The organism is Achromobacter sp. KK8 (assembly GCF_054188005.1).
Genome location: NZ_CM135178.1, coordinates 4,784,758 through 4,808,146 on the forward strand (window position 1 = coordinate 4,784,758; position 23,389 = coordinate 4,808,146).

A 23,389-nucleotide genomic window follows, 5' to 3' on the forward strand; every position below is an offset into this window, starting at 1 on the left:
TTCTTGCATACATCGAATACGGGAACGGCATGCGGTTGATCTCTCTACTCAAGGCCGCCGGGGCGGCGGCGGCGCTGGCTTGCGCTGGCGCGTCCATGGCGGGCGTCACGGTCGACGCCATCAAGAAGCGCGGCGAATTGGTGTGCGGCGTGAGCCAGGGCTCCGCCGGGCTGTCGATCGCCGACAAACAGGGCCGCTGGACCGGCCTGGACGCCGACCTGTGCCGCGCGCTGGCGGCCGCCGTGCTGGGCGATCCCGAGAAGACGCGCTTCGTGCCGCTCAGTTCGCAGCAGCGCTTTCCCGCCCTGCAAGGCGGCGAGATCGACGTGCTCAACCGCAACACCACCATCACCTCCAGCCGCGACGCGGGCCTGGGCATCGTCTCGGCCGGCATCGTGTTCTACGACGGCCAGGGCTTCCTGGTGCCGAAGAAGCTGGGCGTGAAAAGCGCCACCGAACTGGACGGCGCGCAGGTCTGCGTGCAGCCCGGCACCGTCAACGAACAGAACCTGGTCGATTACTTCAAGAAGCACAAGCTCAACTATCGGCCGGTGGTGATCGAGAACCTGGTCGAGCTGGAACAGGCCTTCTACGCCGGGCGCTGCGACGTCTACCTGTCGGATGCCTCGACGCTGGCCGCCAGCCGCGCCGCGCGCGCCGCCAATCCGGACGACTTCGTCATCCTGCCCGAACGCATCAACAAGTCGCCGCTCGGCCCCTTCGTGCGCCAGGACGATCCCAACTGGACCGCCATCGTGCGCTGGACCGTCAACGCGCTGGTGGCCGCCGAGGAACTGGGCATCACCTCCAGGAACGTGGACAGCCAGGCGCAAAGCAGCGACGCCCAGGTGCGCCGCCTATTGGGTCTGGACCCCGGCATCGGCAAGGGCTTCGGGCTGGACGAAGGCTGGGCCCGCAACGTGATCAGGGCCGTCGGCAACTATGGCGAGGTGTGGGACCGCAACCTGGGCGCGGCCACGCCGCTCAAGCTCGATCGCGGCCTGAACCGGCAATGGAACCAGGGCGGCCTGCTGTATTCGCCGCCGTTCCAATAAACCTTCACGCACGCGCTGCCGGCAGGCGGGCCAACGGCCCGCCTGCGCGCTTTTTGGGAAGCCGCCGGCCCCTTCCGGCGCAGGCCAGGACAGACATGATCGCCCTTCACTCCTCGCCCTGGAACGCCGCGCTGCGGCGCTGGTGGCCAGCCGCCGCCTGGACCCTGGGGCTTGCCGCCCTGGCGGCGCTACTGCTGCTGCACATCGAAGCCACGCAGGCGGCCCGCGGCATCCGCGGCGGCTTCGGCTTCCTGTTCCAGCCGGCGGGCTTCCGCATTTCGGAAAGCCTGCTGCCGGTGACGCCCGACGATCCCTACTGGATGTCGCTCGCCGCCGGGCTGGTGAACACGCTGACGGTCGCGCTGGTGGCGATTCCGCTCGCCACCCTGCTGGGCATCGGCCTGGGCCTGCTGCGGCTGTCGTCGCGGCCGCTGGCATCGCGCGCCGCCGCGCTCGTCATCGCGCCCTTGCGCAATACCCCGGTACTGCTGCAATTGTTCGTCTGGTACGGCCTCTTGCTGCGCCTGCCGGACGCGCGCCTGGCGTGGTCGCCGCTGCCGTCCGTGCTGCTGTCGAACCGCGGGTTGGCATTGCCGGCGCTGCACGGCTGGCTGCCCTATGCGCTGGCGGCGGCGGGCGCCCTGCTGCTCGGCTGGCGCCTGCGTCATCGCCTCGGCCGCGCCGCGCCCTGGGCCGCGCTGGCGGCCACGGCGCTGGCCTGGGCGTTGTTGCCCGGCGTCACCATTGATCTGCCCGTCAAGCGCGGCTTGGGCCTGCAAGGCGGCTGGCAGCCCAGCATCGAATTCGCCGCGCTGGTGATCGGGCTGGTGGTGTTCCATGCGGCCTACATCGCCGACATCGTGCGCGCCGCCGTGCGGGCGGTGCCGGTGGGCCTGGTGGAAGCCGGCCAGGCCATGGCATTGACCCCCTGGGGCGTGCTGCGCCACGTCGTCGCGCCCTACGCCGCGCGCGTGGCGCTGCCGCCGTATGCCAACCAGTGCCTGGCACTGGTCAAGAACAGCACCCTGGCCATCGCCATCGGCTACCAGGAACTGATGGCCGTCATCAATACCGCCATCACCCAGACCGGGCTGGCGCTGGAAGGCATCACCCTGGCCGTGGCCGTCTACCTGGGGCTGGCGTTGGCGCTGGGCGGCGCGCTGTCCGCCTGGAACGCGCGCCATGCCCGCCACGGCCCCGGCGACAGCCACGGCGCCCGCCTGGGCGAGCGCCCCGCGTTGCGCCTGCTGGACGACGACAAGCGCGGCATCGGCGGCTGGTTCGGATCGGCGCTGATGGCATTGCTGCTGGGCGCCGCCGGCTGGGCCTTGCTCGATTGGGCGCTGCTGCGCGCCGTCTGGAGCGGCAGCCCCGCCGCCTGCGCCGCCGCGGGCGCCTGCTGGGCCGCCGTGGGCGAGAACCTGCCATTGCTGCTGTTCGGCGCCATGGCGCCCGCCGACCGCGCGCAGGCGCTGGTCGCCTGCGCCGCCCTGCTCGCCGGCGTGGCGGTCGCGCTGGGGGTGGGTCGGCTCGCGGCGCGGCCACGCCTGGCGTGGATCGCGCTGATGATTGCCGTCACGCTGGCCGCGCTGGCCGGTTGGCCCTGGGGTGGCGGCGCCGTCGGCCCGTTGCGCTGGAGCGGCCTGTTGGTGACGCTGATCCTGGCGATCTCCGCGCTACTGGCCGCGCTGCCGATGGCCTTCGGCCTGGCGCTGTTGCGCCGTTCCGCCAGCCCCGGCGGGTCGCTCGCCGCCGCAGCGCTGATCGAGGCCGTGCGCGGCGTGCCGCTGGTGACGCAATTGCTGTTCGCGTCGTTCGTGCTGCCGCTGCTGCTGGGCGGCGGCGTGTCCAAGTTCGGCATGGCCCTGGCCGCGCTGACGCTGCACACCGCCTGCCTGCTGGCCGAAGTGCTGCGCGGCGCGCTGCAGGCAATTCCGCCTGGCCAAATGATGGCGGCGCGCGCGCTCGGCATGCGCCCCGCCGTCGCCTACTGGACGGTGATCTGGCCGCAGGCGCGCCGCATCGCGGCGCCGGCCGCGCTGGGCGTGTTCGTCGGCGCGGTCAAGGACACCTCGCTGGTCAGCATCATCGGCGTGTTCGACGTGCTGGGCGCGGCCAAGGCGGTGGTCGCCGGCACTGACTGGCGTGCCTACCATGTCGAGGTCTACCTGGCGGTGGCGCTGCTGTACTTCAGCGCCAGCCTGGCGTTGGCGCGCGTGGCGCGGCGCATGGAAGGAGCGGTTTCCTGATATCCTCGCCGACGCGCGCGGTGCCGCCTTCGCGGCCAAGCCTATTGGCCCCCTGCGCCCAGCCGTTCCAGCCACGCCGGACGCGGCGCCGCATCCAGCCAGTTCTTGACGATCAACCCCAGTTCGGTGTCGCCGGAGATACGCAGCCGACGCTGGAAGAACAAAGTGTCCGCATCAGTCTCGCCGCGCATCAGGGCCAGCAGTTCCACCACGCCCGCGCCCAGCTCCAGTTCGCAGGCCTCGCGGTTCCACATCGGGCGAAAGACGCCGCCGCGCACGGTGAAGCGGCTGCACAGGCCCAGGTCCTCGATGGTGATGGCGAAGCTGCGGCCCTCCAGTTCCGGTGGCGGGCTGAGCCAGTTCAGGCGCCGCGCCAACTCCAGCCCGGCGACGAAGTGCAGCGACACCAGCGGCGCGGGCAACCGCCGCCCCAGGCGCGCGACCAGGCCCGGCACGGCGAATCGGCTGTCGCTCATAGCCCCTCCTGCCAGGCGATCCCCGACTGGCCATGGAAATAGCCATTGCAGCGGCCGATGCCGGCCGGCGGCTGCACCGTTTCCGGCGCGCGGCCGCCGCGCGCGGCGTCCAGCGCCGCGATGGCTTCGAGCGTGCCGGCCGACTGCGGGCTGACGCGCAGCACGTCGGCGCCCATGTCGGCCAGGTACGCGGCCTGGTCCAGCAGGTCGAGACAGGCGGCCGACTGCACCTGGATGCCGTTGATCGCCAGGAACTCCCGCGATTCACGCGTGCGCATGTCCAGCCCATCGGGATGCTCGATGCAGCGGAAGCCGCACTCGTCCTTCTTCAACCGGAAGTGGCGCGCGGTGAAGCAGCGCGCCGAGAACGCCAGCGCCATGCGGCCCCACACCATGATCTCGGCCTGCAACCCGGCCGGCCGCTCGGCCAGCAACCGCGCCAGCGCATTGACGTGCATTTCCAGCGGCGCCACGAAGCGGGTCGCGCCGCGCGCGGCCAGCCATTCCAGCGTGCCGCCGTGGTAGGCATTCATGTGCGGACCTGCCACGAACGGGCGGCCGCCCAGGTGGCGCATGGCGCCGGCCTCGCCGGCCTCGACCATGAAATCCTGCTGCTCGCACAGGCGTCTCAGCGCCGAAGCCTCGGCGCCGGTCTCGATCAGGGTGCGGCCGGACAACACCACTTCCTTGCCGGTCGCGGCGAGGTCGCGCGCCAGGTCGAGCCAGTCGTCGGCGCGCAGTTCATGGCGCCGGCTACAGACGGTTTCGCCGATGTAGAGGATGTCGGCCGGGCAGTCGGCCAGCGCCGCGTAGAACTCCAGCGTGCGCTGGCGCGGCCAGTAGTACAGCAACGGTCCGACCGAGATGCGGAAAGCCTTGGGTTTCATTTCCATGGACGTTCGAATGCGCCTTGCGTGACTTGGGATCCCTCGGCATGGCGCGCCAGCATGGCGTTCCATTCGGGACGTGGGGAGTAGCGGTTGGGATCGGCGTGCGCGCTGTCGAGCGCGGCGCGCAGCGTGGACACCACCTGCGTGACGTAGGCCGGGCTGCGCTGGCGCCCTTCTATCTTGATCGCCGCCACGCCCATCTCGGCCAGTTTGGGCAAGAGGCCGATGGCGTTCAGGCTGGTCGGTTCCTCCAGCGCATGGTCGGCATGGCCGTCGACCTCGAAGCGCCCCTTGCACAGCGTCGGATAGGCGGCGGCCTCGCCAGGCCCATAGCGGTCGATCAGGATACCGTTCAGGCGCGCATCCAGGCGGCCGTCCTGCTCGACCCAGCGCACCGCGCTGGCGGGCGAACAGACGCCCTTGTTGTTGGGCGAATCGCCCGTGGCGTACGACGACAACAGGCAGCGCCCTTCGGCCATGACGCACAGGCTGCCGAAGCCGAACACCTCGACCTCGACGCTGACGTTGGCGCAGATGCGGGCGATCTCGGCCAGCGTCAGCACGCGCGGCAGCACCACCCGGTGGATGCCGAATTGCTCCTTCATGAGTTCGATGGCGTCAGTGTGGGTGGCCGAGCCCTGCACCGACAGGTGCAGGCGCAGGTCGGGATAGCGGTCGCGGGCATACGCCAGCAGGCCGGCATCGGCCATGATGACCGCATCCGCGCCCAGCCCGTGCGCGGCATCGACCGCCTCGCGCCATTCATGGCCGCGGCCGGCCTGCACGAAGGTGTTGATGGCGAACAGCACCTTGCGTTGCCGGCTGTGCGCCAGTTCGACGCCGGCACGGATGTCGCTTTCGGTGAAATTGAGCCCGGCGAAGTTGCGGGCGTTGGTGGCGTTCTTCAGGCCCAGGTAGACGGTGTCTGCGCCTGCCTCGATCGCCGCCTTCAGCGCGGCCAGGCTGCCGGCCGGCGCCACGAGTTCCAGGGGGGAGGTTCGGGTTTGCATGCCGGCCAGTCTAGGGGCCGGCGAGGCGGGTGGCCTTGTCGCAGATCAAACCGTCCCGCGGCGGCGCGCCACGCCGCGCGATTTCAGGCCGGATCGTCGCCGTGCAGGCCGTGCTCGACGGCGTAGACCGCGACCTGCACGCGGCTGGTGAGGTTCAGCTTCTTCAACACGTTCTGCACGTGGATCTTGACCGTGCTTTCGCTGACGTCGAGTTCGCGCGCGATGACCTTGTTGCTGGCGCCGCGCGCCAGGCACTGCACGATCTGGCGTTCGCGCGCCGTCAGGCGATGACGCTCGGCCTGGCCGGCCGGCGCCTGCGCGGCCAGGCTGGCCTGGCCGCGGAATTGTTCGACCAGCTTGGCCGTCATGCTCTCGGCGATGACGGGTTCGCCGGCCGCGGCGCGGCGGATGGCCGACGTCAGGGCCTCGGCGTCGATGTTCTTGAGCAGATAGCCGCGGGCGCCGTCGCGCAGCGCCTGGCCCAGCTCGTCGGCTTCTTCCGACACGGTGAGGATGATCACCGCACAGGAAGGCAGATCCTGCGTCAGCAGTTGCAGCGTCTCCAGCCCCGACAGGCCCGGCATGTTCAGATCCAGCAGCACCACGTCGGGCTTGAGTTCCTTGGCGCGCTTCAGGCCTTCGACGCCATCGCCGGCCTCGGCCACGATCTCGAAATCGGGCTGGCGCTGCAACAGCAGGCGCATGCCCGAACGGAACAGGGTGTGGTCATCGACGAGCAGGATACGGATGGGCATGGTCTTGAAAGGGTCAGGCGGCCTGGCGTTCGGCGTCGGGCAACGTCAAGGCAATGCGCGTGCCGCCGCCGGGCCGGGATTTCATTGTAATCAAGGCATGCATCCGGGCGGCGCGTTCGCGCATGATGTGCAGGCCGACGTGGGCCTCGCCGCGCTGCGCCACTTCGTCCGGATCGTAGCCCTGGCCGTTGTCGGCGATCAGCAGGTTGAAATCGCGGTCGTTGCGCACCACCACGTCGACCCGGTCCGCCTCGGAATGCTTGCGCACGTTCGACAGCGCTTCCTGCAGGATGAACAGCACCTGCAATTGCTGCTCGGGCGCCAGCGGCGCGCCCACGCCCTGGCTGAAGGCCAGCTCGGTGGCCATGCCGGTCTGGCGGCGGAAACGTTCGACCGTGTCCTGGATGGCGGCCTTCAGGTCGCCCTGGCCCAGCTTGTCGCGGAAGTTGGTGAGCAGCTCGCGCACGTCCTTGTAGCTTTCGTCCACGCCGGTACGCAGCAGCGGCAGGATTTCCTCGACCTCGGCCTGGTCGCCGCGCCTGACGGCCGCGTCCAGCAGCTGCAATTGCAGGTTCAGGAAGTTCAAGCCCTGCGCCAGGCTGTCGTGCAGCCCCTGCGCCACCAGGCCGCGCTCCTGCACCACCGCCAGCTGGCGCGCCTGGGCGCCCAGGCGGCGGTTGTCCAGCGCCACGCCCAGGTGCTGCCCCAGGGTTTCCAGCAGTTGCGAGTCGGACGGCGCCAGCTTGCGCTGGCTGCGAAAATGCAGCGAGTACGAGCCCAGCACCTCGTCGCGCGTGACGATGCGAAACACCGCCACACTGGCGAAGCCGTCGCGCTGGCAGTTCAGGTCCATCTGCGGCGGCGCCTGGCGAAAATCCTGGATCACGACCACGCCAGCCTGGCGCGTGGCCACGCCGCAATAGCAGTCGTCGACACGCATGCAATGCTCGGACTCGACCAATTCCTCGGACAGCCCCACCGACACCACCAGGTTGAGCTTTTCGTTGTCGGGATCGAGCGCGCGGATGCTGCCGCCCTCGGCATCGAACTGCAACATGACGCGGCGCAGGAAGCCCTGGCACATTGCCTCGATCTCGTTGGGCTGGTTCAGGAAGGCCGCCATGTCGTACAGCGCGCCGATGTCGCGGTTCTGCGCCGCGAGCTGGGCGGTCTTTTCGCCCACCCGCTGTTCCAGGCCGGTGTACAGGCTCTGCAATTCGTCGGCCATGCGGTTGAAACCGCGCGCCAGCACGCCGAATTCATCCTGGCTCTCGACCGGCAGGCGGGTGCTGAATTCGCGCGCCGCCATGCGCTGCAGGCCGTCGCGCAGGCGCAGCACGGGCGCGATGATCCACAGGTACAGCAGGTAGATCATGGCCAGGGTGCCGGCGCTGGCGATGGCCGCCAGCACGCCCTGCGACAGCCGCAGCGAGGTGGTCTTGCCGGCGTTGTCCTGTTCGATCATGCGCACGAGGCCGTCGGCCTTGGCGACGAAATCGGGCAGCGTCTCCAGGTATTCGGCCGCGTCCTCGCGGGCGATGGCGCGCATTGCCGCCGGCCGCATGATGTCGCGCCAGTAGTCGGCCACGCCCAGCCAATGCTGGCGGATGGTCGGATCGTTGGGAATGAACAGCGGCCGGGCCGGATTGCCGCGCGCCAGGCGGGCGATGGTGTCGTCCATCAACTGCACCTGCTCTTCGGTGCGCGCCTGGCGCCCGGCCTCAGGCCGCATCAGCTCCACCGCGACCCGGTTGGCGCGCATGCGCAGGCTGCCGGTGTCGTTGATGGCCGCGCCCGCGCCTTCCAGCTGCCACGACAGCCACAGCGTCAGGCCGATCATGCCGAGCACCACGATCAACGCCAGCAGCGAACTGGCGACGATGCGCGTCGACAGCCGGTGGCGTGGCGACGGCAGGCCCTGGGCGTCGGAGGGGGAATCGGGTGTGGTCATGGACTGGGCTTGCGCGCGGGCGTGCCTGAAGCGGGTTGGGCGGTTGCCAGCCGTGAGGCGCACGCCGCGCGGCTAGCAGACTCCAGTGTAGTCGTTCCGCTCAACCCTGCCGCACCGCCCGGATGATGAAATCGGCCACCGCGGCCGGGTCGTTCAGGGGCAGGCAAGGCAGGTCCGTGGCCAGCGCCGCGTCGGTCACGATCGCCAGGAAGCCGGCGTCCTCGGCATGCAGCGGCGGCTTGCCCAGCGCCGGACGGTAGACCTCGATGCGGGGAATGGCCGCCTGCTTGAAACCCTCCACCAGCACCAGGTCGGCCGGCGCCAGGCGCAGCAACTGCTCTTGCAGCGACGGCTCCGGCGCCCCGCGCAGCTCGTGCACGATGGCATAGCGGAACGGCGACGCCACCATCACCTCCTGCGCCCCGGCCTGGCGGAAACGCGCGCTGTCCTTGCCGGGCGGCTCCATCTCGAAGTCGTGGTGGCTGTGCTTGATGACGCTGACCTTCAGGCCGCGCGCGCGCAGCAGCGGCAGCATGGCCTCGATCAGGGTGGTCTTGCCGCTGCCTGAGCGGCCGGCAATGCCGAAAACGGGGGTCATGCGGGCTCCGTGAACAAGGGACAGACAATGGGCAGGAACGCGTCCGCCCGGGCCGAGTATGCCAGCAAAGCGCCCGCCACCAGGTCGAAGTACCAGCCGTGCAGGGTCAGGTCGCCGGCCTGCAGGCGCCGCTGCACGCACGGCAGGCGCTCCAGGTTGCGCAGCGAGATCAGGATGGAGGCCTGCTCGCAGGCGCGCCGGTGTTCCGCCAGCGACGCCGTCGGCATCTCGCTCAACACGCGCAGGCGCGCCGGCTCGGCGATATCCATCCAGCGGTCCAGGTAGTCCGGCTCGCCGCCGCCGCGCGCCGGCCGCTCCATCAGCGCGCGGATGCCGCCGCACTGGGCATGGCCCAGCACGATGATGCGGCTGACCTTGAGCTGCTCGACCGCGAACTGGATAGCGGCCAGCACGCCGTGGTGGCCCTGGTCGCGGTCGGGCGGCGGCACCAGGTTGGCGACGTTGCGCACGGTGAAGATGTCGCCCGGATCGCAGCCCAGCAGCATGGCCGGATCGACCCGCGAATCGCAGCAGCCCACCAGCAGCGTGCTGGGGTGCTGGCCGTCGCGCAGGTTGCGGTACAGCGACGGCGCCTCTTCGTAGTATTGATGCTGGAAGCGCTGGAAGCCATCCACCAGCCGTTCGATGTCGCGCATGGTTCAGCCTCCGGTCTGCGACATGAAACGCACGATGCGCTCGGGCCGGGTGGTGAATTCGTGGCGTTCCGGCTTGGCGGCGATGCCGGCGCGGATCGCTCGTTCCAGGTCGGCGTCGCTGGCGCCCTCGCGCAGCAGCCGCCCCAGCGGCACCTGGTCTTCCTGGCCCAGGCACAGGTAGAGGGTGCCGTCCACGCCCAGCCGCACGCGGTTGCAGGCGGCGCAGAAATGGCGCGACATGGGCGTGATGACGCCCAGCACCGGCGCGCCGCCGCCGCTGCTCCAGTAGCGCGCCGGGCCCGCGCCCTGCCCCGCCAGCGCCGGCACCAGGCCGGCGTCGGCCGCCAGCCGCGCGCCCAGCTCGCCGAGGTCGGCATGGGCATAGCGGCGGCCGCAATCGCCCACCGGCATCGGCTCGATCAGGCGCAGGATGAAGCCTTGCGCCAGCGCGTAGTCCAGCAGCCGGCGCACGTCGGCCTCGGGCGTGGCGGCATGCACCACGCTGTTGAGCTTGATCGGCGCGAAACCGGCCTCGCGCGCGGCCCGCAGCCCGGCCAGCACGGCATCCAGGCAATCGCGTCCGGTGATGCGACCGAACTCGGCCGCGTCCAGGGTGTCCAGGCTGATGTTCAGGCGGTGCACGCCCGCCGCCCGCAAGGCGGCGGCATGGCGCGCCAGCTGGGTGCCGTTGGTCGACAGCGACAGGTCGTCCACCCCCGGCAGCGCCGCGATGGCGGCGGCCAGGCCGGCCACGCCGCGGCGCAGCAGCGGCTCGCCGCCGGTCAGCCGCAAGCGGCGCACGCCCAGGCCGGCGAACAGGCCCGCCAGGCGCGCCATTTCGTCATGGTGCAACCAGTTGGCGGGCTCCTCGAAGCCCTTGAAGCCCTTGGGCATGCAATAGCCGCAGCGCAGGTCGCAGCGGTCGGTGACCGACACCCGCAGATAGTCGATGCGGCGGCCGAAGCCGTCGATCAGCCCCCGCGCCTCGGCCGGCGCCAGGGTGGCGACCGGGGCCGCCGGGGCAAACGCCAGGGCCGGCGCGGGGTTCATGACGGGCTCCCGAACACCCGGTCGTCCTCGGCGCCGCCCAGGTCGATGCCGCGCACGTCGGCGCGATCCACCAGCAGCCTGGCGTACTGGCGCCAGGCGGTGTCGCGGCTGGCGGCGGCCAGGGCCGAGGCGATCGATTCGCGCACCTGCTCGAACGGCAGCAGGCGTCCTTCGATGCGCCGCGTCACCCGCACGATGTGCAGCCCGTGACGGGTTTCCAGCACCTGCGGCAGCAGGCCGCCGGCCGGCAGGGCGAACACGGCCTTCTCGAATTCCGGCACGGTGTCGCCGCGCCCCAACTGCCCCAGGTTGCCGCCCACCGTCGCCGACGGGCAGTTCGACTGCCGCCGCGCGACCTCGGCGAAACCGGACGGATCGGCCAGCAGGTCGGCCAGCACCGCGCCGGCGTGGGCCCGCAGCATATCCAGGTTGACCCCGGGGGTGACCTGGAAAAGGATGTGGTCGGCCTCGATCAGCTCGCCCACGATGAACCGCTGCGGATTGGCCTGGTAGTAGCGGCGGCAGGCCGCCTCGTCGGCCTCGGGCGCCTGGGCCTGGCGGGCCAGCAAGGCCCCGATGGCGTCGTCTTCGGACAAGGGCTCCGATTCCGACCCCAGCCCCAGCCGCGCCGCCTCGTCCAGCAGCACCCGCCGCAGCACCAGCGCCGTGGTGGCGGCGCGCATCGGGTTGGGCGCGTCCGCATGCAGCGGCAGTTCTCGTTCCATGTCGGCGTCGGTCAGTTCGACGCCATTGATGGTCACAGGCATGTCGGCCTCCTTGCCGCTCAGCGCGGGCGCACCAGTTGCCAGGCGCGGCCCAGGTAACCCAGCGACGCGAAGCCGCTCCACACGTGCACCAGGCGCGTGAACGGGAAGATCACGAACAGGGTCAGGCCCATGAACAGGTGCGCCTTGAACAGCGGCGGCACGTCGGCCACGAAGCTGGCGGCGTCGCCGCGGAAGGTCACGATGTGCTGCGCCCAGTTCATCAGGCGCACCATCATCTCGCCATCCATGTGGCCGGCCGACAGCGCGATGGTCGACAGGCCCAGCAGCAGCGTCACCAGGATCCACAGCAGCAACAGCTTGTCGCCGGGCCGGGTGGTCTTGCGGATGCGCGGGTCGCTCAGGCGGCGGTGGATCAGGATCAGCAGGCCGATCAGGCACAGCCCGCCCATGACGCCGCCGGCCACCATGGCGACGGTCTGCTTGAGCGTGTGCGACACGCCGAGCGTGTCCCACACCACCACCGGGGTCAACAGGCCCGCCAAGTGGCCGAAGAACAGCCCCAGGATGCCGACGTGGAACAGGATGTTGCCCAGCCGCAGCTGACCGCGATGCAGCAGCTGCGAGCTGTCGGTCTTCCAGGTGTACTGCTCGCGCTCGAAGCGCGCCAGGCTGCCCAGCAGGAACACCGTCAGGGCAATGTAGGGGTAGATGCCGAAGAAGAACTGGTTCAGGGAATTCATGATGCGTGTCCTGGAAATTAGCGGGTCGCCGGCGCGCGGGGATAGAAGCGCACGGCCTGCGCGCCGTCGCCCGAGAACGGGCGCAGCAGCGGCTCGACGCCGTCGGCGCCGGCGCCGAAGGTCTCCATGGCCTCGTCCATGTCGCGCACCGGCGGCGCGGTCTGTTCGCGCGGCGTGACCCGCGACAGGCCGCGCAGCACGACGAAGACGCTGGCGTAGGGGCTCTCGTTGCGCGCCAGGCGCGAGCCGATGGCGGCCAGCACGTGGATGGCGTCGTCCAGCAGGTCCCGCGCCACGGCCGGGTCGATCACGCCCAGGAACTCCAGGAACAGCGGCACGTGGTCCGGCAGTTCCGACACCACCGGCTCGAAGCCGTGCTGGCGGTAGGTCTCGAGCAGGTCGACCATGGCCTGGCCACGGTCGCGGCTTTCGCCATGCACGTGCTCGAACAGGTGCAGCGAATGGGCGCGGTTGCGGTCGAAGGTGGCGACGTAGGCTTCCTGCAGCGCGATCAGGTCCTGGCTGGCCAGGTGGCCGATCAGCGGTTGCAGGGTTTCCTCGGCCTCGGGATGGGCGGCCAGGACGGCCTCGACCTCGGTCAGGGCGTCGAGCAGCTCCTGTTCGGGGTAGCAGAGCAGCGCGGAAAGCAGTCGATAAAGGCTCATGATGTTCTCCGGTCTCAGGCCGCGGCCTTCTTGCGCGACTTCGGCATGTCGATGAAGATCTCGCTGCCCTGCGGCTTGCGGCCGAACAGCGTGCCTTCCGAGACGCCGCCCGAGCAGCCGTTGCCGAAGGTGAAGCCGCAGCTGCCCTTCTCGTTGAAGCTGTCCTCGACGATTTCCTTGTGGCTGCTGGGCACCACGAAGCGGTCCTCGTAGTTGGCGATGGCCATGATGCGGTACATGTCCTGCACGGTTTCTTCCGACAGGCCGACCTGTTCCAGCAGGGCCGTGTCGTGCTCGCGGTGCACGGTCTCGGCGCGCTTGTAGGCGCGCATCGCCAGCATCCGCTCCAGCGCCTGCAGCACCGGGGCTTCCTTGCCCGCGGTCAGCAGGTTGGCCAGGTAGCGCACCGGGATGCGCAGGCTGGCCACGTCCGGGATCATGGCGCTGGTGCCGAGCGTGCGCTGCGGCATCTTGCCGGCCTCGGCCGCGGTCTGGATCGGCGACAGCGGCGGGATGTACCAGACCATCGGTAGCGTGCGGTATTCCGGATGCAGCGGGAAGGCGACGCGCCATTGCACCGCCATCTTGTAGACCGGCGACTGGCGCGCGGCTTCCAGCCAGGATTCCGGGATGCCCTGCTCGCGCGCCGCGGCGATCACCTCGGGCGAGTGCGGATCCAGGAACAGGTCCAGCTGCGATTCGTACAGGTCCTGCTCGTTGCCGACGGCGGCGGCGCGCTCGATCTGGTCGGCGTCGTACAGCATGACGCCCAGGTAGCGGATGCGGCCGACGCAGGTTTCCGAGCACACGGTCGGCTGGCCGGCCTCGATGCGCGGATAGCAGAAGGTGCACTTCTCGGCCTTGCCGCTGTGCCAGTTGTAGTAGATCTTCTTGTACGGGCAGCCCGAGATGCACATGCGCCAGCCGCGGCACTTGTCCTGGTCGACCAGCACGATGCCGTCGTCCTCGCGCTTGTAGATCGAGCCCGACGGGCAGCTGGCGACACAGGCCGGGTTCAGGCAGTGTTCGCACAGGCGCGGCAGGTACATCATGAAGGTGTTCTCGAAGGTCGAGTACATCTCCTTCTGCACGCCCTCGAACAGGGCGTCGCGGCTGCGCGCGGCGAATTCGCCGCCCAGGTCGTCTTCCCAGTTGGGGCCCCATTCGATCTTGTCCATCTTCTTGCCGGTCAGCACCGACACCGGGCGCGCGGTGGGCGGCGTCTGCGACAGCGGCGCGTTCTTCAGGTGCTCGTAGTCGAAGGTGAACGGCTCGTAGTAGTCGTCGATCTGCGGCAGGTTGGGGTTGGCGAACAGGTTGGCCAGGATGCGCAGCTTGCCGCCCTGGCGCGGTTCCAGCTTGCCGGCCGCCGTGCGGCGCCAGCCGCCCTTCCACTTCTCCTGGTTCTCCCATTCCTTGGGATAGCCGATGCCGGGCTTGGTCTCGACGTTGTTGAACCAGGCGTACTCGACGCCGTCGCGGCTGGTCCAGACGTTCTTGCAGGTGACCGAGCAAGTGTGGCAGCCGATGCACTTGTCCAGATTCAGCACCATGCCGATTTGGGCGCGTATCCTCATGATTGCTTCTCTTCCTGTTGCGTTTGGACGGCGGGATCTTCGACCAGCGGGCCTTCCAGCCAGTCCACTTTCTTCATCTTGCGCAGCACCACGAATTCGTCGCGGTTGGCGCCCACGGTGCCGTAGTAGTTGAAGCCGTAGGCCTGCTGGGCGTAGCCGCCGATCATGTGGGTCGGCTTGAGCACGGTGCGCGTCACCGAGTTGTGGATGCCGCCGCGCTTGCCGCTGGTCTCCGCGCCCGGCACGTTCACGATCTTTTCCTGGGCGTGGTACATCAGGCACATGCCGACCGGCACGCGCTGGCTCACCACGACGCGCGCGGTCAGCGTGCCGTTGACGTTGAACACCTCGACCCAGTCGTTGTCGACCAGCCCGGCCTGCCTGGCCTCGGCCTCGGAGATCCACACGTGGGGACCGCCGCGGCTCAGGGTCAGCATGCGCAGGTTGTCGGAATAGGTGCTGTGGATGCCCCACTTCTGGTGCGGCGTGATCCAGTTCAGCACCAGTTCCTTTTCGCCGTTGGGATAGCGGCCCAGCATCGGCGCCACGGTCTTGGTGTCGATGGCCGGTTTGTAGACGCACGAACCCTCGCCGAAGTCCAGCATCCAGCGGTGGTCCTGGTAGAACTGCTGGCGGCCGGTCAGGGTGCGCCACGGGATCAGCTCGTGCACGTTGGTGTAGCCGGCGTTGTAGCTGACCTCTTCGCTTTCCAGGCCCGACCAGGTCGGCGCCGAGATGATCTTGCGCGGCTGCGCCTGGATGTCGCGGAAGCGGATCTTGTCGTGCTCGCGGCCCACCGCCAGGTGGGTGTGGTCACGGCCCGTGATCTTGCCCAGCGCTTCCCAGGCCTTGACCGACACGTGGCCATTGGTCTCGGGCGCGAAGGTCAGGATCATTTCGGCGGCGTCGATGGCGGTGTCCAGCCGCGGCCGGCCCTGGCTCACGCCGGGTTCGTCGACGCGCTCGTTGATGCCGGCCAGTTCGCCCACTTCGTGCTCGGTGTTCCAGTTGATGCCCTTGCCGCCGTTGCCCAGCTTGTCCAGCAGCGGACCGACCGAGGTGAACTTGCGGTAGATGTCGTTGTAGTCGCGCTCGACCACGGTCATGTTGGGCGCGGTCTTGCCCGGCACCAGGTCGCATTCGCCCAGCTTCCAGTCCTTGGGCTCGAAGGCCTGCCCCAGTTCCCCCGGGGTGTCGTGCATCAGCGGCGTCAGCACCAGGTCGCGGCGCTTGCCCAGGTAGGGGCCGCCGATGTCGCTGAACTTCCTGGCCAGCAGCTTGTAGATCTCCCAGTCGGTCTTGCTTTCCCAGAGCGGCTGCACGGCTTCGCTCAAGGGATGGATGAAGGGGTGCATGTCGGACGTGTTGAGGTCGTCCTTCTCGTACCAGGTGGCCGTCGGCAGCACGATGTCACCGTACAGGCAGGTGGTGCTCATGCGGAAATCCAGCACCGTCAGCAGGTCGAGCTTGCCCTCGGCCGCGTCTTCCTGGTAGTTGACTTCGACCGGCTTGATGGCGTCGGCCTCGTCGCCGAACACCGCGTTCTGCGTGCCCAGCAGGTACTTCAGGAAATACTCGTGGCCCTTGCCGCTGGAGCCCAGGATGTTGGAGCGCCACACGAACATGTTGCGCGGGAAGTTGGCGGGATCGTCCGGGTCTTCGCAGGACATGCGCAATTCGCCGGACTTGAGCTGCTCGACGGCGTGGGCCACCGGGTCCTTGCCGGCGGCTTCGGCCTGCGCGGTCAGGTCCAGCGGATTGGTGCGCAGCTGCGGCGCCGACGGCAGCCAGCCCATGCGCTCGGCGCGGGCGTTCAGGTCGATCATGCTGAGGTCGCCATAGCGGCCGCGGTCGGCGGTCGGGCCCAGCACTTCCTGCACGTTCAGCTTTTCATGGCGCCACTGGCTGGTATGGGCGTAGAAGAACGAGGTGCCGTTCATCTGGCGCGGCGGACGCACCCAGTCGGAAGCGAACGCCAGCGGCGCCCAGCCGAACTGCGGACGCAGCTTTTCCTGGCCCACGTAATGGGCCCAGCCGCCGCCGCTCTTGCCGACGCAGCCGCACATCATCAGCATGTTGATGATGCCGCGGTAGATCATGTCCATGTGATACCAGTGGTTCAGGCCGGCGCCGACGATGACCATCGACTTGCCTTCGGTATCGTGGGCGTTCTGGGCGAACTCGCGCGCCACCTGGATCACCTGCGCGCGCGGCACGCCGGTGTGCTTTTCCTGCCAGGCCGGGGTATAGGGCACGTCGTCGTCATAGGACGTGGCCACGTTGCCGCCGCCCAGGCCGCGATCCAGGCCGTAGTTGGCCATCTGCAGGTCGTACACCGTGGCCGCCAGGGCCTCGCTGCCGTCGGCCAGGCGGATGCGGCGCACCGGCACGTTGCGCACCAGCACTTCATCGTGCTCGGCGCCGAAGTACGGGAAACCCACGCCGACCACGGCATCGGCGCCGTCCGCCAGGCTCAGGCGCGGCTCGATCGCGCGGCCGCTGCCGCCGTCGCGCGCTTCCAGGTTCCAGCGGCCGACCTTCTCGCCGCCGTTGACCGCGCCCTCGCCCCAGCGAAAGCCGATGCTGCCGTTGGGCGCCACCAGGTCGCCGCTGGTTTCGTCGAACACCAGCGTCTTCCAGTCGGGGTTGTTCTGTTCGCCCAGCGCGCCGTCCAGCTGCGAGGCGCGCAGGAAGTGGTCGGGCGCGTAAAAGCCGTCGCGCTCCTTGAGCAGCACCAGCATAGGCATGTCGGTGTAGCGCCGCACGTAGTCGCGGAAATAGGCCGAGGCGCCCGACAGGTGGAATTCCTTGAGGATGACGTGGCCCATGGCCATCGCCAGCGCGGCGTCGGTGCCCTGCTTGGGCGCCAGCCAGATGTCGCCGAACTTGACCATTTCGCCGAAGTCGCTGGACACGGCCACCGTCTTGGTGCCCTTGTAGCGGACCTCGGTGTAGAAGTGGGCGTCCGGGGTGCGGGTCTGGGGCACGTTCGAGCCCCACACCATCAGATAGGTCGAGTTGTACCAGTCGGCCGATTCCGGCACGTCGGTCTGTTCGCCCCAGATCTGCGGGCTGGCCGGCGGCAGGTCGCAGTACCAGTCGTAGAAGCTCAGGCAGGCGCCGCCCAGCAGGCTCAGGTAGCGGGCGCCGGCGGCGTAGCTGACCATCGACATGGCGGGAATCGGCGAAAAGCCGATGAGGCGGTCGGGGCCGAACTTCTTGATGGTGTAGGCGTTGGCGGCGGCGATCATCTCGGTCGCCGTGTCCCAGTCCGTGCGCACGAAGCCGCCCAGGCCGCGCACCGACTTGTAGCGCCTGGCGCGCGCCGGATCCTGGCTGATCCATTCCCAGGCCGCGATCGGGTCCATGGTCTTGCGCGCCTCGCGCCACATTTCCATCAGGCGGCCGCGCATCATCGGGTACTTCACGCGCTGCGCCGAATAGACGTACCAGCTGTAGGACGCGCCACGCGGACAGCCGCGCGGCTCGTGGTTGGGCAGGTCCGGGCGGGTGCGCGGGTAGTCGGTCTGCTGGGTTTCCCAGGTGATCAGGCCGTTCTTGACGTACACCTTCCACGAGCAAGAGCCGGTGCAGTTGACCCCGTGGGTCGAGCGCACCACCTTGTCGTGCTGCCAGCGGGCGCGATAGGCGTTTTCCCACTTGCGGTCTTCATTGACCACTTCGCCGTGACCGTCCGCGTAGGTGGATTTCACCCGCGACATGAACTTCAACCGGTCCAGAAAATGACTCATTGCGTTTCTCCAAGAGCGCCGGCCCGGCCGGCGCGTACTGCAATCTGTGCTGTCAAAATCACTTTAGTGGTCGCCCGCCCCGCCGACCATTCGCCGGTGGCACAGGGCGGGCGCGGCAGAGTGACTAGTCACCCCGGCCAACCCTGCCGTCAGCAGGGCACGGGCGCGTTGCGGCGCGCGTAGTACCACCAGGTGATCAGCACGCAGGTGGCGTAGAAGCCGATGAAGCAATACAGGGCCGCCTGGGCGCTGCCGGTCAGCTCCAGCGAGGTGCCGAAGCTGCGCGGGATGAAAAAGCCGCCATAGGCGCCGATCGCGCCGGAAAAGCCCAGCACCGCGGCCGATTCGCGCGCCGCGTCGGTCAGGGCCTGCTTCTGCGCGGCCTCGCCCTTGCCGCGCGCGGCCTGGGTGCGCTCGCGCAGGAAGATCACCGGAATCATGCGGAAGGTCGAGCCGTTGCCCACGCCGGTCAGCGCGAACAGCACGATGAACATGGCCAGGAAGCCGTTGAAGTCGCCGCCCTGCCCGTTCAGCGGCAGGAACATCACCACGCCCAGCACCGCGGCGATCATGCCGATGAAGGTGAACAGCGTGACGCGCGCCCCGCCCAGCTTGTCCGAGACCCAGCCGCCCACCGGCCGCGTCAGCGAGCCGACCAGCGGCCCCAGGAAGGCGTAGGTGGTCGGATCGACCTGCGGGAACAGCGTCTTGGTCAGCATGGCGAAGCCGGCCGAAAAGCCGATGAACGAGCCGAAGGTGCCGACATACAGCCAGCACATCAGCCAGTTGTGCTTGCGCTTGAAGATCACCGCCTGGTCGGCGAACGAGGCGCGCGCATCGGCGATGTCGTTCATGCCGAACCATGCCGCGAGCGAGGCCAGCGCGATGGGAACGACCCAGATGAAGCCGGCGTTCTGCAGCCACAGGCTGCGCTGTGCGTCGCCGGCGGTAATCGTCTGCGGCTCGCCGCCGAGGGCGCCGAACACGCCCATCGAGATCACCACCGGCACCACGAACTGCACCAGCGACACGCCCAGGTTGCCGATGCCGGCATTAAGGCCCGTGGCCAGGCCTTTCTTGTCCTTGGGAAAGAAGAAGCTGATGTTGGCCATGCTGGAGCTGAAGTTGCCGCCGCCCAGGCCGCACAGCAGCGCCAGGATCAGCAGCGTCGGGAACGAGGTGGTCGGGTCGCGCAACGCAAAGCCCATGCCCAGCGCCGGGATCAGCAGCGAGGCGGTCGAGATCGCGGTCCACTTGCGGCCGCCGAACACCGGCACCAGGAACGAATAGAAGATGCGCAGCGTGGCGCCCGACAGGGCCGGCAGCGCGGTCAGCCAGAACATCTGGTTCTTGGACAGCATGAAGCCGGCGCGGTCGAGGTTGACCACCACCACGCTCCACAGCATCCAGATGCTGAACGCCAGCATCAGCGCGGGAATGGAAATCCACAGGTTGCGGTTGGCGATGCGGGCGCCGGTCTGTTTCCAGAAGCCGGGGTTTTCCGGCTCCCAGCGCGCCAGGACATGGGAAGTCATAGGTGTTCTCCGGTTGGGGTCAGGCGGCTTGGCGCCGCGCGGTGGCGGCGCTTTCGGGCCGGAAACTGAAATGCATGAAGATGAGCGAGACGCAGACCGTGCCGTACAGCAGCATGAAGGCGCTGGAACGCACGCCGGTCAGGTCCAGCAGCACGCCGAACAGGATCGGCAGGATGAAGCCGCCCAGGCCGCCGGCCAGGCCGACGATGCCCGAGACCGCGCCGATGTTCTGGCCGAATTCATCCGAGATGAACTTGAAGACCGAGGCCTTGCCAATCGCCATGGCGATGCCGACGATGAACAGCAGGATGGTGAAGCTGACCGGCCCCAGGGCGATGTCGAACTGGCGCGGGCCGCCGGTGGTCAGGACGGTGAAGTGCGTCTGCGGATAGCTGAGGATGAAGAACGCCACCCAGCACACCCACATCACCCACCAGGTGGTCTTGTAGGCGCCGTAGCGGTCCGAGATCCAGCCGCCCACGGCGCGCAGCACGCCGCCCGGCAGCGAGAAGCACGCGGCCAGCAGCGCCGCCAGCTTCATGTCGAAGCCGTATTCGCCGATGTAGTACTTGGTCATCCAGAGCGCCAGCGCCACGTAGCCGCCGAACACCACCGAGTAGTACTGGCAGTAGCGCCACACGCGCGGGTCCTTCAGCATCGCGAATTGCGCCTTCAGGCTGGCGCCGCCGGCCACCCGGTGCGACGGATCCGAGGCCGAGAACAGCCAGAACAGGATCGCCGTCACCAGGAGCGCCACCGCGTACACCTGCGGCACGATCACCCAGGCGCCGCCGGCGGCGGCGATCAGCGCCGGCGCCACGAACTTGGTGATGGCCGAACCCGAATTGCCGGCGCCGAACACGCCCATGGCCAGGCCCTGCTTGTTGCGCGGGAACCAGCGCGCCACGTAGGGCGTGCCGACCGAGAACGAGCCGCCGGTCAGGCCCACGAACAGCGCCAGCACCAGGAATTGCCAGTACTCGGTGGCGTAGGACAGCAGCCAGATCGGCACCACCGCCAGCAGCATCAGCACGAAGAACACCGGCCGGCCGCCGTAGCGGTCGGTCCAGATGCCCAGCGGCACGCGCACCAGGGAGCCGGTCAGCACCGGCATGGCGGCCAGCAGGCCGAATTCGGTCTCGGACAGGCCGAGCTGCGTCTTGATGGGAATGCCCAGCACCGCGAAGATCATCCATACCGCGAAGCAGATGGTGAAGGCGAAGGTGCTGGATACCAGGACCCGCATGGGCGCGCTGGCCGAGGGGTGGGTTGATGCCATGGTGGTTCTCGCTTTTTTACACACGGAATACGACAGCCCCAAGCCTAGGCATCCGCGCCCGCCGCCACCATTCGCCGGCCGACCATATCGGCGCCGCCGATGTGACTAGTCACCCCGGAAAAGCCGCCGCGTTTGCGCGGGATCAAATCCGCGCGATGGGCCGAAAGCGTCCGGCGGCGTTAATATGTATTTCAAATACACATTCAAGGCCGCTCCGCCGGCCATCCGCGCAAAGGCCAACATGTCCACCCTGCTCACCCTGGAAGAACCCGCCGCCGACGGCGCCGCGCGGCCGAACTGGCGCGCCTTCACCGAAATGGGCTTTCGCCCCCTCTACCTGGCCGGCTGTTTCTGGGCGCTGGCCTCGGTGCTGCTGTGGGTGTTCGCGCCAGCCCGGCTGACGGGCGTGCTGAGCGCCATGCCCTGGCACGCGCACGAGATGCTGTGGGGCTTCGTGGCCACCATCGCGGTCGGTTTCCTGATGACCGCCGGCGCCAACTGGACCGGCCGCAATCCGTTGCGCGGCGCTCCCCTGGCGGCGCTGTGTGTGGTCTGGCTGGTGGCGCGCGGCGCCTACCTGGCGCCCGGCATGACGGCGTTCGCCATCGCCGCGGCCGCCGACCTGCTGTTCTTCGTTTGGGCCGCCGCCGCGCTGGCCCGCGCCGTCTGGATCACGCGCAACCGCCGCAACTACGGCGTGCCGCTGCTGCTGCTGGCGCTGGCCGCGGCCCATGCGTTGTACCTGCGCGCCGCCCTGACCGGCGACTACCTGGCGCTGATGCGCTACTTCAACACCGGCCTGCTGGCCATGGCGGTGCTGACGCTGCTGATCGCGCGCCGCGTGCTGCCGTTCTTCGCCAAGCGCGCCGTCGCCGGCCTGGAGATTCCGCCCCACACCCGCAGCGGCCATTGGCAGCTGGGCGCCGGCGTGCTGGCCATCGCCTGCCTGCTGGCCGGCGCGCCTCGCGCCGCGGCGCTGCTGCTCGCGGTGACCGGCGTCCTGGCGCTGGTGCAGTGGCTGGCCTGGAAGCCGTGGGCCGCGCGCCGCGTGCCTCTGCTGTGGATCCTGTATGCGGGTTATCTGGGCCTGGGCCTCGGCCTGCTGGTGGGCGCGGCGCAACTGACCGGCTACGTGGCGCGGCCCGCCTGGCCGGCGCACGTCATCGGCATAGCCGGGTTCTCGGTGCTGATCATCGGCATGGCCACGCGCACCGCCATGGGCCACCTGGGCCGGCCGCTGCGCGCCGACCGCAGCATGGTGTTGAGCTATGCGCTGGTGATCCTGGCGGCGCTGCTGCGCCTGGCCGCCCTGCTGCCCACCAGTGCCACGCTGGGCCTGCTGCATGCCTCGGCCGGCGCCTGGGCGCTGGGATTCGGCCTGTACCTGTGGCGCTTCTTCCCGTGGATGATCCGGCCGCGCGCGGACGCCGTGGCCAAGCCCGCCGCGCCGATGATGAAGATCGTGCCCGCCGGACCGCGCCGGGCGCCCTGAAATACAGGCGGCCCCGGCCTCAGCCGCGCGCCTCGCGCCGGCGGGTCGCTTCCAGCTGCTTCTTCATGGCCTTGAGCCAGGCCTTGAGCTGCTGCATGTCGACGAACTGCGACAGCTCGAACTCCAGTTCGCCGATGTAGTCCTGGACGTCGGCGATTTCGGCATCCAGGTCTTCCATCAGGTCGGCCGGGTCGATCGGCTGTTCCGGGTCGAAGCGGTATTCGGCCTTGAAATCGCGCTCGAACGCGGCCAGCTCGCGGTTCAAGGCGGCCAGTCGTTCCTGCAGCACCGGGATGGCCAGCGCCAGCTTGTCTTCGGCGACGCCGTCCAACCCGTCCGGCCCCAGGGCCAGCAAGGCCTCGGCCTGCGCCAGCGCGTCAGGCGCGAACGTCACGGCGGTGGCCGGTTCGTCTGCCGGCGCCTGCGCCGAGGCAGCCCTGTCGGCCGCCTCGGCCTCGCGTTCCTCGGCCACTTCGGCGTCGATGTCGGAATCGCTGTGCTTGCGGTAGACCGCCTTCAGGCGCTCCACGTCGCATTCGGCCGGCGTGCCGTCCAGCAGGATCGAGAACAGCGTCTCCTGCCCCAATTGCGCGGCAATCTCGGACACCAGCTGGCGTTCCGCCTTGGTCAGCTCCTTCTGCTTGGCGGCATGGTCGAAGCAGAACACCAACTTGGCCTTGAGCTCGATCTCGGTGACCTCCAGCGGCGCCAGCACCTCGGCATGCTTGTCCTGGTATTGGCGCGCCACGGTTTGCCACAACTGCAACGCGGCGCGGTCGGTGCGCAGCGCGTCGATCAGCGCGGCGCAGGTCTGGCGGGGCGACGATGAGCCCGGCGCCGGCGGTCGGGACGCGGCGGACGTGTTCTCTTGCATGGATGAAACCCTATCGAGCGGCCCGGCGCGAAGCGCGCCGGAACCTGGTCGGAAAAC

Annotated in this window: 19 protein-coding genes; 3 read left to right on the plus strand and 16 right to left on the minus strand. The window is 69.1% G+C overall.

Going from position 1 to position 23,389, the window contains the following annotated elements; genetic code table 11:
- Window positions 1-29 precede the first annotated feature (29 nt).
- The gene (locus tag ACVN9Z_RS22215) at window positions 30-1,055 is read left to right on the plus strand and encodes an amino acid ABC transporter substrate-binding protein (RefSeq protein WP_006386082.1); all 1,026 of its coding nucleotides are present in this window, start codon (window positions 30-32) and stop codon (window positions 1,053-1,055) included.
- A gap of 95 nt (window positions 1,056-1,150) precedes the next feature.
- A complete protein-coding gene (locus tag ACVN9Z_RS22220) occupies window positions 1,151-3,304 on the plus strand; it encodes an ABC transporter permease subunit (protein ID WP_458212636.1) in 2,154 nt (717 codons plus the stop codon).
- Between the two features lie 41 nt (window positions 3,305-3,345).
- Here the strand turns inward: ACVN9Z_RS22220 and ubiT are convergent, their stop codons facing one another.
- From ubiT to ACVN9Z_RS22295, 15 genes are all read right to left on the minus strand, one after another.
- Window positions 3,346-3,780 (minus strand): ubiquinone anaerobic biosynthesis accessory factor UbiT, encoded by a 435-nt coding sequence (ubiT, locus tag ACVN9Z_RS22225; RefSeq protein WP_053499256.1) that lies wholly within the window; start codon window positions 3,778-3,780, stop codon window positions 3,346-3,348.
- Window positions 3,777-4,667, minus strand: a complete 891-nt coding sequence (locus ACVN9Z_RS22230) for a U32 family peptidase (protein WP_054438285.1) — start codon at window positions 4,665-4,667, stop codon at window positions 3,777-3,779. The genes ubiT and ACVN9Z_RS22230 overlap by 4 nt, the downstream gene beginning before the upstream one ends.
- Window positions 4,664-5,680 (minus strand): ubiquinone anaerobic biosynthesis protein UbiU, encoded by a 1,017-nt coding sequence (gene ubiU / locus ACVN9Z_RS22235; protein WP_024068969.1) that lies wholly within the window; start codon window positions 5,678-5,680, stop codon window positions 4,664-4,666. The genes ACVN9Z_RS22230 and ubiU overlap by 4 nt, the downstream gene beginning before the upstream one ends.
- A gap of 83 nt (window positions 5,681-5,763) precedes the next feature.
- Window positions 5,764-6,435, minus strand: coding sequence for a response regulator (locus tag ACVN9Z_RS22240; RefSeq protein ID WP_006386087.1), 672 nt, complete (start codon window positions 6,433-6,435; stop codon window positions 5,764-5,766).
- 13 nt (window positions 6,436-6,448) lie between these two features.
- On the minus strand, window positions 6,449-8,386 hold the full coding sequence (locus ACVN9Z_RS22245; RefSeq protein WP_070781574.1) for a type IV pili methyl-accepting chemotaxis transducer N-terminal domain-containing protein: 1,938 nt from the start codon (window positions 8,384-8,386) through the stop codon (window positions 6,449-6,451).
- Window positions 8,387-8,486: 100 nt separating this feature from the next.
- The gene (gene mobB, locus ACVN9Z_RS22250; RefSeq protein WP_026384272.1) at window positions 8,487-8,984 is read right to left on the minus strand and encodes a molybdopterin-guanine dinucleotide biosynthesis protein B; all 498 of its coding nucleotides are present in this window, start codon (window positions 8,982-8,984) and stop codon (window positions 8,487-8,489) included.
- Window positions 8,981-9,640 (minus strand): carbonic anhydrase, encoded by a 660-nt coding sequence (locus ACVN9Z_RS22255; RefSeq protein WP_020927840.1) that lies wholly within the window; start codon window positions 9,638-9,640, stop codon window positions 8,981-8,983. The genes mobB and ACVN9Z_RS22255 overlap by 4 nt, the downstream gene beginning before the upstream one ends.
- Before the next feature lie 3 nt (window positions 9,641-9,643).
- Window positions 9,644-10,690: a GTP 3',8-cyclase MoaA gene (moaA, locus tag ACVN9Z_RS22260; RefSeq protein ID WP_458212637.1), complete on the minus strand. Its 1,047-nt coding sequence runs from the start codon at window positions 10,688-10,690 to the stop codon at window positions 9,644-9,646.
- The gene (locus ACVN9Z_RS22265) at window positions 10,687-11,457 is read right to left on the minus strand and encodes a peptidylprolyl isomerase (protein WP_458212638.1); all 771 of its coding nucleotides are present in this window, start codon (window positions 11,455-11,457) and stop codon (window positions 10,687-10,689) included. Before ACVN9Z_RS22265 ends, moaA begins: the two co-directional genes overlap by 4 nt.
- 17 nt (window positions 11,458-11,474) lie before the next feature.
- Entirely contained in the window at window positions 11,475-12,158 is a 684-nt protein-coding gene (narI, locus tag ACVN9Z_RS22270) for a respiratory nitrate reductase subunit gamma (RefSeq protein ID WP_020927843.1), read from the minus strand.
- Between the two features lie 17 nt (window positions 12,159-12,175).
- Window positions 12,176-12,823 (minus strand): nitrate reductase molybdenum cofactor assembly chaperone, encoded by a 648-nt coding sequence (gene narJ / locus ACVN9Z_RS22275; RefSeq protein WP_054481492.1) that lies wholly within the window; start codon window positions 12,821-12,823, stop codon window positions 12,176-12,178.
- Between the two features lie 14 nt (window positions 12,824-12,837).
- Entirely contained in the window at window positions 12,838-14,400 is a 1,563-nt protein-coding gene (gene narH, locus ACVN9Z_RS22280; protein ID WP_458212639.1) for a nitrate reductase subunit beta, read from the minus strand.
- Window positions 14,397-18,152: a nitrate reductase subunit alpha gene (locus tag ACVN9Z_RS22285; protein WP_458212640.1), complete on the minus strand. Its 3,756-nt coding sequence runs from the start codon at window positions 18,150-18,152 to the stop codon at window positions 14,397-14,399. Before ACVN9Z_RS22285 ends, narH begins: the two co-directional genes overlap by 4 nt.
- A gap of 149 nt (window positions 18,153-18,301) precedes the next feature.
- A complete protein-coding gene (locus ACVN9Z_RS22290; protein ID WP_020927848.1) occupies window positions 18,302-19,687 on the minus strand; it encodes a NarK family nitrate/nitrite MFS transporter in 1,386 nt (461 codons plus the stop codon).
- A gap of 19 nt (window positions 19,688-19,706) precedes the next feature.
- The gene (locus ACVN9Z_RS22295) at window positions 19,707-20,966 is read right to left on the minus strand and encodes an MFS transporter (RefSeq protein ID WP_020927849.1); all 1,260 of its coding nucleotides are present in this window, start codon (window positions 20,964-20,966) and stop codon (window positions 19,707-19,709) included.
- A 241-nt stretch (window positions 20,967-21,207) separates the two neighbouring features.
- Here ACVN9Z_RS22295 and ACVN9Z_RS22300 point away from each other — a divergent pair, with 241 nt between their 5' ends.
- On the plus strand, window positions 21,208-22,458 hold the full coding sequence (locus ACVN9Z_RS22300) for an NnrS family protein (RefSeq protein ID WP_054443530.1): 1,251 nt from the start codon (window positions 21,208-21,210) through the stop codon (window positions 22,456-22,458).
- Between the two features lie 19 nt (window positions 22,459-22,477).
- Here ACVN9Z_RS22300 and ACVN9Z_RS22305 read toward each other — a convergent pair whose 3' ends face one another.
- Window positions 22,478-23,332 (minus strand): hypothetical protein, encoded by an 855-nt coding sequence (locus ACVN9Z_RS22305; RefSeq protein WP_045953163.1) that lies wholly within the window; start codon window positions 23,330-23,332, stop codon window positions 22,478-22,480.
- Window positions 23,333-23,389: the final 57 nt, after the last annotated feature.